We start from the raw sequence: 12,962 nt of genomic DNA, 5'->3' as shown, positions 1-12,962 counted from the left end.
AAAGAATGAAGTTTGAAATAAATATTTTTATGTTATATTATTTATATTAAAAGGATCAGCTGAATAGGAGTAACCGATGGCACAGCAAGAAATGGTAACAATTAATGCAGAATTACGTGATGTGACAAAAAAGAAAGCAATGCAAGTTTTAAGAAAAGAAGGAAATATACCTGCGGTTATATATGGTAAAGGGCATGATAACGTAAATTTGACGCTGTCTGCAAAGGAATTTACTAAACAATATAAATCTGGCGCTCTTTCTGCACATTTAATAGAGCTGAATTTTTCAGGTAAAAAAGAATATGCTCTTGTTCGTGATATTCAATTGCATGTAGTGCATGATACCGTGCAACACGTTGATTTTCAGTTTGTTGATAAAGGTAGTGAAATTAAAATAGATATACCTTTATCATTCATCAATGAAAGTAAATCACCAGGAATCAAATTAGGTGGAGTGCTTAATGTTTTGTGTCGTTCTATTACTGTCAAATGCTCTCCTGAGAAAATACCTCAAGTCATAGAAATTGATTTGTCTGGCAAAATGATTGGTCAGTCTATACATATCAATGATGTAAAATTGCCAGAAGGTGTTAAATTTGTAGCTCATGAGGAAGAAAATTTCACTATTGTAACAATCTCTGCTGCTGATAGTGATGTTGAAGAGTCTCAAACAAAAACAGAGGAGTAGTGCATTTAATAGCTGGGCTTGGTAATCCTGGTAGTAAATATGAATTAACTCACCATAATATTGGCTTCATAGTTATTGACGCAATCTACAAATATTGGAATTTTCAGTCATTTTCTAAGAAAGCCGATTACTTGATAACCTCCGGCATAATTAATAATAATAAAACCATACTGATAAAGCCTTATTCGTTTATGAATAATTCAGGCATTCCTGTTGCAAAAATAAAAAATTTTTACAAATTATCGCTAGATAATATTATTGTCTTACATGATGATGCTGACTTGAAATTTGGAAGAATAAAAGTAAAAAAGGGCGGTAGCTCAGCCGGACACAATGGACTTAAGTCTATAGATAGCCTTATTGGTAATGATTATTGGCGTTTAAGATTTGGAGTAGGCAGGCCTGAAGATCAGAAAAGCTTAGCAGATTATGTATTATCAAAATTTGAAAATTTTGATAATGTTATCCTCTTAGTGGAAAAAATAGCAAAAAATATACACCTAATGCTACAAGGAGATATCGCAGCTTTTATCAACTCGGTTGAGAGTGAAACTTTAGTATAGCAAACGAATACTGCCCAATACAAGCATCTATAGCTAACTGAAGTAAGATTTGCCCGAGCACTGAAAGACAAAATCAATAGCCGAATTAATATTTGCTTGGCAGCACTTTTCTTATGACATGCTTAATGGCAAACCAGAACTTCTCAATCGGATTTAAATCTGGCGAGTATGGAGGCAAGAACAAAATTTTACACCCAATATTTTCTATCAAATTTTTCGTCCTTGCAGATTTATGAAAGCTTGCTTTATCGAGAACAATAGTCTGTTCAGGTTTTAATATAGGAACAAGTATATTTTCTACATAAGCATCAAAAATCTCGCTGTTGCAGTAGCCTTCAGGAAGCTTTAACTTTTCCTTCATTTAGTGCTCCAATTATGCTTACCCCCTTTCTTTTAAACCCTTGGCAAATAACCTCTTGCCTTTTTGAGACCACCCATATTCATAAAATCTGTTGTCTTCTACTCCAGACTCATCTATGAATATCAAGTTTTCTTTTTCTATTCCTTCTATTTTTTTATGAACTCCTTGGGTTTCTCTTCATTCCTTTCCTGATAAAGAAAAGTTTTTTTTATATGTATAGTTTACTTTTTTAAGATAATTGTAGACTGTATCTTTGCACATGTTGCCAAATTTTTCAATTATTTTTTCAACCGTAATATCTCGGTTTTCATCCAGAAATTTGACAAAGCTATCTAAGTCTTTAATTTTATGACTATGTTCCTTTTGATAGCCTGAAGACGGTTTTATACTTCCTCTTTCTTCTCTTCTTTTCCTCCACCAGTATATAGTTTTTCTATCAATTTTAAACATCTTGCTTACTTCTTCCATAGTCATTTTTTTCTCGTCTACCACTTTTAAAACTCGTTCCCTCAGGTCCTCACTATATGGCTTTGGCATCATTCTACCTTCATTAAAGCAGTATTATACCTTTTTACCCCACCCTTTGAGGAAATCTTACTTCGGTTAGCTATAGACTAAAGAACAAGTCGCTATTAAAATTTGAAAAAGCAATTAAGGATGTTGGACGGAGATCACAGGGAAGAGCACCGCAGCCAATAAATGAAAATGAAATAGAAAGTAGTAAGGTTATTACTAGCGCAAGAACAGCTAAATCATGTTAGAATTAGAGGTGAGAGAGAAGTACCACTAAATCTCTTTGAGGAAAACATAATAATTAGAGAACGAAGAAGGGCAGGAGAACAACAAATGCGGCCAAATCTTGTTAGACGTGCAAGAGAAGTACCACTTAGTTCAAAAATAGGAAAATTAATTGGTGTAGTTTCATCCATAATTGTAGGTGCTTTCATTGGTATAATGGTTGGTATGGTCATTGCTGGTTTATGTATTGAGCTTTGTGTAATCACCACTGCAGAACCGATTCTTCTCATCATGGGTGCTACTGCTGTTATAGGAGCTATTGTAGCAGGAACTGCTCCTGTATTAAAGCTAATAGAGATGTTTAAAGGTCAAGCTTTCTCCTAGTAGCGGTCTGGAAAGCTCTAATACTGAACATACTTATTTAAATAGGCAAAGAGTTATTTAGAAAAAAATTGGAAAAATGTTCAAGGAAGTTCATTGGTAAAATACAGAGGTTTAATTATAGCTTTGTAGTTTAGGTTCTGGTTAGAGATTTTTATTCTAGCAGTTAAATCAAAGTCAGATCTAATTAGAGAGAGGATCTTCTTATCTCTTCTTTACCTTCATTTTCATTTCTAACAATTTTTTTTCCACTTAATATGTCTTTTATTTCATCTCCTGTTAAAGTTTCAAACTCCAGTAGATTTTCAGCAATGAGCTCTAAGTCTTTCCTACGCTTGGTTAAAATGTCTTTTGCTTTTTCATAGCAAGAAAATACAACTTTCTTTATTTCCTCATCTATAAGTCTTAACGTATCTTCAGAAATTGTCTCAGAATCATGTGTGATTTGTTCACGATTGTGATATATTGGCCCTATTTTGTCGCTCATTCCCCATTTTGTCACCATAGCACGTGATAAATCTGATGCTAGTTTTATATCTGAAGATGCGCCGCTTGTGACTTTATCATAGCCAAAAATTAGCTCTTCTGCCACACGTCCACCCATTGCAACAGTTATATCTGCTAGCATCTTTTCTCTTGTGAGGGACACTCTATCTGTTTCTGGTAGTCTCATAACTAAACCAAGTGCTCTACCACGTGGAATAATTGTTGCTTTGTGTATAGGATCAGAAGCAGGCATATTAACTGCAACTACTGCATGACCAGCTTCATGGTAAGCAGTAAGCTTTTTTTCTTCTTCTGTAATGACTAAGGACCTTCTTTCCATGCCCATCATCACTTTATCACGTGCATACTCAAAATCATCCATGGTAACAATTTTCTTATTTCTTCTTGCAGCAATAAGCGCAGACTCATTCACTAAATTTGCTAGATCAGCTCCTGAAAAACCTGGCGTTCCCCTCGCAACTGTTTTTACGTTTACATCTGGTGCTATCGATATTTTCTTTATATGCGTATTTAATATTCTCTCACGCCCATTTATATCAGGTAAAGAAATAGTAATCTGTCGGTCAAAACGACCAGGTCTAAGTAGTGCTGGATCTAGGACGTCTGGACGGTTAGTTGCAGCAACTATTATCACACCTTCATTAGACTCGAAACCATCCATCTCAACCAGTAACTGGTTTAATGTTTGTTCCCTTTCGTCGTTACCGCCACCAAGACCGATGCCGCGATGCCTACCTACTGCATCTATTTCGTCTATGAAAATTATACAAGGAGCATTTTTCTTACCTTGATCAAACATATCCCGGACACGGCTTGCACCAACACCGACAAACATTTCAACGAAATCAGATCCAGAAATACTAAAAAACGGTACATTAGCTTCACCTGCAATTGCACGAGCAAGTAGAGTTTTACCAGTTCCAGGGGAACCAATTAAAAGGCATCCTTTTGGTATCTTCCCACCTAACACTTGAAATTTTTGCCTTTGTTTAAGAAAATCAACAATTTCAACCAACTCTTCTTTTGCTTCATCAATCCCAGCAACATCATCAAATGTCACTTTTTTTCCAGTAGTCATAAGCCTAGCTTTTGATTTGCCAAAGCTTATAGTTCTATTACCTCCTGCTTGCGTTTGTTTAAAAAGGAAAAGTAATAAACCGATAAAGATAAGGGTCGGAACCCATTGAATAAGTAATCCACCAATTATACCTATTGCAGAGTCTCCAATTGAAAAGGAGAACTTCACTTTCCTATCATGCAAACTTTTTATTAAGTCACTATATATAACACCACTTGAGTTAAAGGCTGACCCATCCCTAAACTTCCCTTCGATACTTTGGTTTCTTATTGTAATATTTTCTATATCATTATCTTCTAGTCTAGTTAAAAATTCTGAAAAAGGTATGGTTGTTTTACTCTTACCTATACTTCCGCTAAATTGAATATAAGCAACTGAAATAAGAACAATAATCACTAACCAGATCAATAAGCCTTCTAAAAATTTTTTCATTTACATTTCTAATTAAACACTAATCAAGCTTACCAAATTTTGTTTTATCGTGCTATTAATAATGCATCGAATCTTATCATCACCGTATTTCTCCGTTATAATTTACATCAGGATAAGCAACCACCTTTCCATTTTTTTCACTGTTGGAAAAGAGTAGTAAACTTTAGAAAAATAATTACAAATTTAAAAAATCTTGCCCCACTCATTGTAATCCTTAATTAAATATCAGTTAACTTTAGCAAATTTTCCTTTATTATACTAGAAATAAAATATTTAATCTCATCATCACTAGTGCTCTTACTATTATGTTTCATACATGGATAAGCAAGCATCTTTCCATCTTTTTGTACTGTAGGCAAAGAATAGTAAACTTCAGAGCAATAATCATAATTTTTTAGAAATTCAGGGATTTTTTGTGTTTTTTTTAGCGGAGCAATAGTTACTGAACACTTCTGATCTCCAAATATTGTGCAGCTAAACCTGTTATCCCATTCAATAGAACCATTTAATGGTAAGTGTACAGTAATTTCCTGTATATTTGACGATTCTCTCATTATCAAAATACTTTCTCCATATTTTCTTATTTTGCATCCATAGAGTGTGCAATTAACATCACTATTTTGTTGCAATATTCTATTAAATATTGCGATAAGGCTACGGCACCTTGGTTTATAGTGCTTGTTGACAATTGCCATTATAGAATAAAGAAGAAGCCTTAAAGCTATTTCCTCTGGCAGTTTATAAAGTTCATCTAGTTTAATTTCAATATAACCAAGATCATGAATATTAACGCAGTCATTAAGTGCAAGGCGTGTGTAGTGCATCAACGCTTTTGCAGCTCTTTTCATATGAAGGGCTGTGAGGCATATTCGCTCTGTTAAAATCTCTTGATTGTCACTTGCTTTCAGTAAGTTACGGTATAAAGTTCGTCTGTATTTTAAGTCATAATTGCTTCTATCTTCGATCCATTTTAGCCGGTGAAGATTAGCGTACTTTTCTATTTCACTACGACTAAAATTTAACAACGGCCTAAATATATAAATACCATTTAAGAAAGATTTGTAATCCATTGATGATAATCCATCTACTCCACTACCTCGCTCCAATCTTAATAAGAACGTTTCTGCTTGATCATCTTTGTGATGAGCAACGAGCAAACATTTAACATTATTGTTTTTACACCACTCTGCTAGTAACTTATATCGTGCTTTTCGTGCCTGTAACTGAATATTACCTTTAATATTTTGCTTCTCCCAATTTAATATGAACGATTCCTTTGCCCCAAGTTCTTTTGCATAGCTTACAGCAAAATTAGCTTCTTCTTGAGATTCTGAACGTAACCCATGATTTACTGTTAATGCTATAGGAAGTGAAAGCTTGTTTTTTTTTGCCCAGTTAGTCATTAAATGCAGTAAGACTATACTATCTACACCACCTGATACTGCAACTGCGATTTGGTTATGGAAAGCAAAACTATTAGCTATATTTTGAAATAATAACTCTAATTTCATTATGTTTCTTGATGGCCAGATAGTCTCTACGTCATACAGCGACTTATTTGTGGTATATATAGATCCCGCTAACAAGCAGCGGAATTGCTCTCTTTTGTCATCCCAGTGCTTGACACTGGGATCCAGGTTTTAATGCAAGAAACTACTTCTTTATTCCAGAAAATGAAAATTCCACTCTACGATTTTTAGCATGCTCTTTTTCATATTTGGAATTTCTAGAATCATCTTTTACATTAACCAAAGGCTCAGTTTCACCTTTAGAAGCAGTTTTTATTCTATTTTCTAGATAAGGTGTACAGCTGACCATAAATTTTTTAGCTGCATCTGCTCTTCTAGCTCCTAGTGCAAGATTATATTCGTGAGAACCACGATTGTCAGTATGACCAGTTAAAGTGACCTTTGCGTCAGGATTATTTTGTAACACTTCCATCACGTCAAGTAATGCATCTGCACTCACTTCACTGATACTAGATTCATCATAACCAAAGAAAACTCTTTTATCACCTATCTGCTTAACAACAGCATTCATTTTATTTGTCGTATTTACTCCTTTTTTAGGGCAAGAACTTACACCAGTAAGCAGTAAACAAAAACAACACATTATAATCAGTCTACTCCACATCACTAAACCTCCATAAATTTAAAATATAGTGCGTAATTTTAATTTTAATACTAATAATCCCTCTATACTAGAATAGAGTCAAGAAAAATAAAATACTAAATATTTCCTTTACAATACAACCTGACAATTAATCTTCTGATAAGATGCTCGATTCTTGTCAAAAAGTCCAATAAAGTAATAAAGTACAATTTTTTATTGTACTTTAAGCAAATATACTTTTAACTTTATTATTAATCTATTACGATATTAAACAGATGTTTTCAAAACAATGAATAAAAATGAGATCTTATAAGTTTTTAGAAGAAGTATTACATAAGGTAAGGAATATTGAAAATACACTAAAAGTACTAAGCAAAAGCCAATTGGATATAGAGGATAAGATCGAACAAATGTGTCTTCTAGAGGAAATTAGACATGAAATTATCTCCCATGATGTAATAAAAGAATCATTAGCGGATGCTCTTAGTAACAATAAGAATGCGGTCACTCCACAGCTAAAGTTAATAGAGGAAATACATAAAAGCAATAGTGCTATTCCTGTTGATTTAGTAAAATCTTTGTCCAAAGCTAAGATTGAATGCCAAAACTTATGGAGGCTAACTAATTCTGAAATTAGTAACTTAGAAAAGCTGAAAGAATGCTTTACTAACCTAATTAAGCTTACTCGTGAAGCAGCTTCTATAAAATCGCAGCAATTAAAGCGCTCAAACTATGAGTCATTGCTTGCTGACTATGACTCTAATATCACAGAAAAGAACATAAAGGAAATATTTCCTAAGCTAGGTAAATTTTTTAGTGAAAATGTAGAGAAAGTAACTCAAAAGCAGAAGAAGGATAAGGTTACTAATATACAAAAAGTTACGGTTCAGAGACAGATTGAACTTGGTTCCTTATTCTTACAGCAAATGAGTGTTACACCAAATGAGATTTCCATTTCTTATTACGATCCTATCGATCATGATGAATCTGACCTTTGTTATGGTTTATTTTTACTTTTACGGCATACTGGTTATGCAATTCATCAAAAATGTTTAGCGCAAAATTCTATAAAGAGCTCAATTACGAAACATATTATGCATGAAACTCAAGGGTTATTCATGGAAAGGATCATTGGAACATCCAGAGAATTTATTGAGTTCATTCAACCACACATAAAGGAGAAACTTTCTACAAAAGGCAAAATTAATAGTAGTGTTGAAAATTTGTATTTGATTTTCAATAAAGTAAATCTTTCATCTTTTTTGAAGAATGCGGATGAATTTAGTTTATTGGCTCACATTATGCTAAGAACTAAATTAGAACAAGATTTAATAAATGGTACGTTAGAAGTTAAAGATCTACACGATAAATGGTTGGAAGGTATGAAGCATTATAAAATTTCAGTAAAATCTAAAAATGAGCTAGACACTTATTTTCAAGATGATCATTGGGTAAGTGGTACTATAGGCTATTTTCCTATCAAAGTTATAGCGTTAATTGCTGCTGTGCAGATTTTTTCTTTCATTCAGAAGAATCATCACGAATTTTTAGATGCTATAGTAAAAGGAGATTTTAGTTTGCTTATCAGCTGGCTCTCTCAAAATGTATACAGTACAAAGTGTGACTTTTTGAAGCAGCTAAAAAAGGTAACAGGAAGAGATTTAGACATTGAGTGTTATACTAGCTACTTATCTGAAAAGTATAATTTGTCTCAATAAATGGTTTTCTTGAGTTGTATATGGATTTTGTTCAGAAATTAACCGGAAAGTTTTATAGCCTTTTTACTTTCAAAGGCTTGTTTGCTAGCGATATTGCTATAGATCTTGGTACTGCAAATACTTTAGTTTATCAGAAAAATCAGGGGATAGTGCTTGATGAACCTTCTGTTGTAGCAAGAATAAAAGAAAAAGGAAGCTACATTCCTTATGCTTTTGGTAAAAAAGCTAAGATGATGCTTGGAAAAACGCCTGGAGAAATAGAAGCAATAAGGCCCTTGAAAGATGGAGTTATTGCTGATTTTAAAAGTGCAGAAGAAATGTTAAAATATTTCATACGTAATGCAAACACAAAATTCACTGTCAATAAACCTAATATTATTATATGTGTTCCATCTGGGTCCACTCCAGTTGAAAGGCGTGCTATACAAGATGCAGCAGAAAGTGCTGGTGCAAACGAAGTATTCTTAATTGAAGAACCAATGGCTGCAGCAATTGGCGCTGGGCTCCCTGTTACCGAGCCTGAAGGCTCTATGATTGTTGACATAGGAGGTGGTACAACTGAAGTTGCAATTATTTCTTTAGGTGGAATTGTTTATTCGCGTTCTGCTAGAGTAGGTGGCGATATTATGGATGAGGCAATAAAGTCATATATTCGCGAAAATCATAAGTTATTAATTGGTGAAACAACTGCTGAAAAAATTAAGAAAAATGTAGGTTCAGCCAGTCTGCCAAATGAAAACAACAAAGAGGGAATGATAATTAAAGGCAGGGATTTAGTGAGTGGCATGCCAAAGGAAATGCTTTTATCAGAATACCAAGTTGCAGAAAGTCTAATAGAGCCTGTACATCAGATAATTTCTGCTATTAGGACTGCACTGGAGAGTACTCCACCTGAACTTTCTTCTGATATAGTTGATAGAGGAATAATTTTATCTGGTGGTGGTGGATTATTGCGTAACTTGGGTAAAGTTATTAGTGACACAACAAGATTACCAGTTCGTGTTGCAGATGACCCACTTTGTTGTGTTGCCTTGGGCAGTGGAAAAGTGCTTGAAAATATGGATTATTTTGGTCATGTTTTATTCAAGCAAGATTGATCACGATTTTGGTTGTTGAAATTTTTCAATTTTAAGATTCTCAAGAAACATTTCTTATAATGAAATCGTGCATAAATTGCGTTAACTCTTTCAATTTTCATATTGTTCTGTACAATACCTATAGTTAAAGCAATTAGGCTTACCTGCAATTTGATAAGCCGTCATTCCACTACTTGTTAGCCGGCTGAAGATGCCGCAGCAGTATGACGTAGGGCTTATATTTAATACACTCGGATAACCATGCTAAAAGAATTTAAAATTGAACCTTTGTTAAAAGATAAAGCTCCGCACCAAACCAAGGCTGTTGTTGCAATGTCCGGTGGAGTTGATAGCTCCGTGGCTGCGGCACTGCTACATAAGCTTGGGTACAAAGTGATAGGTGTGACTCTTCAACTCTATGGCACCAACGGTAATACTAATGTGAGAAAAGGTGCGTGCTGCGCTGGACAAGATATTTATGATGCCAAATGTGTTGCTGAAAGTGTTGGCTTTTCTCATTATATTTTAAATTACGAAGAAATATTCAAAAAGGAAGTAATAGAGGATTTCGCGAATACCTACATGCGTGGAGAAACTCCCATACCATGCATAAAATGTAACCAAACAGTAAAATTTCGCGATCTATTGCAAGTTACAAAAAATCTTGATGCAGATGTGCTCGTAACTGGTCATTATGTGAGAAGGTTAGAAAAAGATGGTGAGGTAAAGTTATGCAGAAGCATTGATAAAAGTAAAGATCAAAGCTATTTTCTGTTTGCAACTACTGAGGAGCAGTTAAAGTTTTTGCGGTTTCCGCTGGGTGGGTTTTATAAAAATGATATAAGAAAATTGGCAAAGTATTTTGGCTTACAAATTTCTGAAAAGCCAGATAGCCAAGATATATGCTTCGTTTCCAAAAGCTATAGTGAGACAATAGCTAAACTAGCTCCACAATCTGTACGAAAAGGTAAAATAGTAGATATTAATGGAAAAGTATTAGGTGAGCACAATGGCATAGTAAATTTTACAGTGGGACAAAGAAAAGGCCTTTGCATTGCACACAATAAGCCTCTTTATGTAGTAAGAATTAATACAGAAAATAACGAGGTTATAGTAGGTCCGATCAACGCATTAATGCAAAAAAAGATATTGATCAAAGAGTTAAATTGGCTAGAACAGCCAAAAGAAGGCATGGAAGTAACTGTGAAGCTCAGATCATCACATGCAGGAAGCTTAGCAACAATACATTTAGCTGAAGAAAAAAATAAAGCCTGTGTAATTTTAAACGACGATTACTTTGGCATCAGTCCTGGTCAAGCCTGCGTAGCATATAAAGGTGAACAAGTTATTGGTGGCGGATGGATATGCTCTTAACTTGGCGACTTAATTTTTTAATGTAAAATGTAAACATACAATAATACTTATTGCCATTTTACCACATATCCCTTATGCTATAAAAGTAATTGTTGTGGATTAGAGGGATGGTTAAAGAAGTTGAAGAATTAATAAAAATTGTTGGTAAGGGCAATTTATTAGAAGCTTTATTCATTTGTTTGGGCAGTTTTCAACATGTTGACTTACATTGCAGTATGGACTGCAGAAATCATCTTAATTTGCCTGCATTCATTAGAAAAAAAGAGGAATCATTAGATAAATATTTTAATTTAAAATTCAGCTTACAAGGGCTGTTTTTAATTTATGCTCAAGCTTATGAAATTCTCAGTAAAAACAATAAACTGAGCACTAAAGATGTTATAGATAAAATATATAAAGTTATTAAGGAGTCTAAGTTAGGTAAAGATATAAATGAAGTAGTAGATGGAAGAAAATTAGACTTGCTTAACATCTTAGCAAATCCAAAGAGAGAACCAGTATTTAAAACAGCAGGAGATTTTGAAAGTAAGATACTTACTGACGTCAAAAAACTATTAAATGAAAAATCCGATAAAGAGTTTTATTTCAATAAATTTGTTATCGATTGTTACTATTCTATTCATCAAGAGATAAAAGTAGATAGAGATGTGGCTTTATTGTTTTCTCTATTATATTCTCTTGTAGGTAGTTATAAAAAACCTTTATCACCTGACAAAATAGCAAAAAGAGAAGTACTAGAGTTAGATAGGAATTCGTTAATAAACGGTTATAAAGTGTCTTTATCCAGTATACTACACCACGAAATTAATCTAACAAATGAAGATGGAATAACTAAGTATACAATCGATTATGATAGTGTAGATAGGAAAGAGGAGAGCTTGAAGTATGGATACAAATTATATCCTATAAATACAAAAAATACTCTAGAGCAACTGTTAAAAAACCAAAACAGTGATGAATTTGAACAGTTAGTAACAAGCTCTGAGAATATACACTACTCAGTGCCACAAAAAGAAAAAGACCATAAAAACACGTTCTGCAAACTAGCTTTAGGTATGTTTATATTGTCTGTTGGATTATATGCTGCAGATTATTTCTTTATGGAGCAAAAATTATTCAACTCAATAAAACCACAAGCTAATCTAATAATTGCTGCAGTACTTACTATTGTAGTAACATATGTTTTATTTCAATTATTGAAATCACCGCGAGATCCGCCACATTCAGCAGTTAACGGAGCAGTACATGAGAATTTGATGCAGAGTCATGTAAGATAAGTTTATAAATGTAGCAACTTCAAGGTACATATTGTATAATACTTACTCCTGATAAGAGGTAATTTATGGATTTAAGTAAAATAACGATAAGGCCAGATGCACTAGATGTAGTAATTGAAATAAGTGCAAATGCTCATCCCATAAAGTACGAATTTAATAAAGAGCTCGGGTTATTGCAAGTTGATAGATTTTTGTCTACTTCAATGACTTACCCTTGCAATTATGGATTTGTCCCAAATACCCGTGCAGGTGACGGTGATCCTGCGGATGTTTTAGTGCTAACTCAATTTCCTCTAGCATCTGGGGTTTTGATATCGGTGCGTCTAATAGGTGCATTACTTACTCAGGATGAAAAAGGAGAGGATGAAAAAATATTAGCGGTACCTATTTCCAGTGTTGATAGCTATTATGACAATATAAAGAACTATTCTGACTTACCTAAAAATCTACTAGATAAAATTGCTCATTTCTTTTCTCATTATAAAGATTTAGAAAAGGGAAAAACGGTGACAGTTGGAGAATGGGCTGATGTGGAAAAAGCAAAAAAAATTATTGCAAGCTCTATTAAAAGCGGAAATTAGTTTTTGTTGATTTAGCCTGGAATTACAGTTATTCGGAAAAACGTGGTTGTTTTTAATGGGTAAATGTTGGTATCCG

At 33.7% G+C, this 12,962-nt stretch carries 13 protein-coding genes; 8 read left to right on the top strand and 5 right to left on the bottom strand.

Annotated elements, in window-relative coordinates:
- The first annotated feature begins 76 nt into the window (after nt 1–76).
- On the top strand, nt 77–688 hold the full coding sequence (locus BVG17_RS03755) for a 50S ribosomal protein L25/general stress protein Ctc (RefSeq protein WP_063630751.1): 612 nt from the start codon (nt 77–79) through the stop codon (nt 686–688).
- A complete protein-coding gene (gene pth, locus BVG17_RS03750) occupies nt 688–1,251 on the top strand; it encodes an aminoacyl-tRNA hydrolase (protein WP_063630752.1) in 564 nt (187 codons plus the stop codon). The genes BVG17_RS03755 and pth overlap by 1 nt, the downstream gene beginning before the upstream one ends.
- An 85-nt stretch (nt 1,252–1,336) precedes the next feature.
- On the opposite strand, the gene BVG17_RS03745 is transcribed toward pth, so the two are convergent.
- Complete coding sequence (locus tag BVG17_RS03745) at nt 1,337–1,612, bottom strand: transposase (protein WP_084240984.1); 276 nt, start codon at nt 1,610–1,612, stop codon at nt 1,337–1,339.
- Nucleotides 1,613–1,789: 177 nt separating this feature from the next.
- On the bottom strand, nt 1,790–2,152 hold the full coding sequence (locus BVG17_RS03740; RefSeq protein ID WP_084240986.1) for an IS630 transposase-related protein: 363 nt from the start codon (nt 2,150–2,152) through the stop codon (nt 1,790–1,792).
- 306 nt (nt 2,153–2,458) lie between these two features.
- On the opposite strand from BVG17_RS03740, the gene BVG17_RS09540 reads away from it, so the two are divergent.
- Entirely contained in the window at nt 2,459–2,734 is a 276-nt protein-coding gene (locus BVG17_RS09540; protein ID WP_241654156.1) for a hypothetical protein, read from the top strand.
- A 184-nt stretch (nt 2,735–2,918) separates the two neighbouring features.
- Here the strand turns inward: BVG17_RS09540 and ftsH are convergent, their stop codons facing one another.
- The 3 genes from ftsH to BVG17_RS03715 all read right to left on the bottom strand — a co-directional run bounded on the left by ftsH (nt 2,919) and on the right by BVG17_RS03715 (nt 6,881).
- Nucleotides 2,919–4,748 (bottom strand): ATP-dependent zinc metalloprotease FtsH, encoded by a 1,830-nt coding sequence (ftsH, locus tag BVG17_RS03730; RefSeq protein WP_063630754.1) that lies wholly within the window; start codon nt 4,746–4,748, stop codon nt 2,919–2,921.
- Nucleotides 4,749–4,966: 218 nt separating this feature from the next.
- Complete coding sequence (gene tilS / locus BVG17_RS03720) at nt 4,967–6,259, bottom strand: tRNA lysidine(34) synthetase TilS (RefSeq protein WP_063630755.1); 1,293 nt, start codon at nt 6,257–6,259, stop codon at nt 4,967–4,969.
- A gap of 142 nt (nt 6,260–6,401) precedes the next feature.
- Nucleotides 6,402–6,881, bottom strand: a complete 480-nt coding sequence (locus BVG17_RS03715) for an OmpA family protein (protein WP_007302208.1) — start codon at nt 6,879–6,881, stop codon at nt 6,402–6,404.
- A 278-nt stretch (nt 6,882–7,159) separates the two neighbouring features.
- On the opposite strand from BVG17_RS03715, the gene BVG17_RS03710 reads away from it, so the two are divergent.
- The 5 genes from BVG17_RS03710 to ppa all read left to right on the top strand — a co-directional run bounded on the left by BVG17_RS03710 (nt 7,160) and on the right by ppa (nt 12,886).
- Nucleotides 7,160–8,578 (top strand): gluzincin family metallopeptidase, encoded by a 1,419-nt coding sequence (locus tag BVG17_RS03710; RefSeq protein ID WP_063630756.1) that lies wholly within the window; start codon nt 7,160–7,162, stop codon nt 8,576–8,578.
- A gap of 20 nt (nt 8,579–8,598) precedes the next feature.
- On the top strand, nt 8,599–9,675 hold the full coding sequence (locus tag BVG17_RS03705) for a rod shape-determining protein (protein WP_063630757.1): 1,077 nt from the start codon (nt 8,599–8,601) through the stop codon (nt 9,673–9,675).
- 240 nt (nt 9,676–9,915) lie between these two features.
- Nucleotides 9,916–11,028 (top strand): tRNA 2-thiouridine(34) synthase MnmA, encoded by a 1,113-nt coding sequence (gene mnmA, locus BVG17_RS03700; protein ID WP_063630758.1) that lies wholly within the window; start codon nt 9,916–9,918, stop codon nt 11,026–11,028.
- 107 nt (nt 11,029–11,135) lie between these two features.
- On the top strand, nt 11,136–12,305 hold the full coding sequence (locus BVG17_RS03695) for a WD1261 family protein (RefSeq protein ID WP_063630759.1): 1,170 nt from the start codon (nt 11,136–11,138) through the stop codon (nt 12,303–12,305).
- A gap of 65 nt (nt 12,306–12,370) precedes the next feature.
- A complete protein-coding gene (gene ppa / locus BVG17_RS03690) occupies nt 12,371–12,886 on the top strand; it encodes an inorganic diphosphatase (protein WP_063630760.1) in 516 nt (171 codons plus the stop codon).
- The last annotated feature ends 76 nt before the right edge of the window (nt 12,887–12,962 follow it).

Origin of the sequence: Wolbachia endosymbiont of Laodelphax striatellus (genome assembly GCF_007115015.1) — a bacterium.
Classification (GTDB): Bacteria; Pseudomonadota; Alphaproteobacteria; order Rickettsiales; family Anaplasmataceae; genus Wolbachia.
The sequence above is the reverse complement of the archived record's forward strand: the minus strand, read 5'-3'. Positions and strand labels throughout refer to the sequence as shown.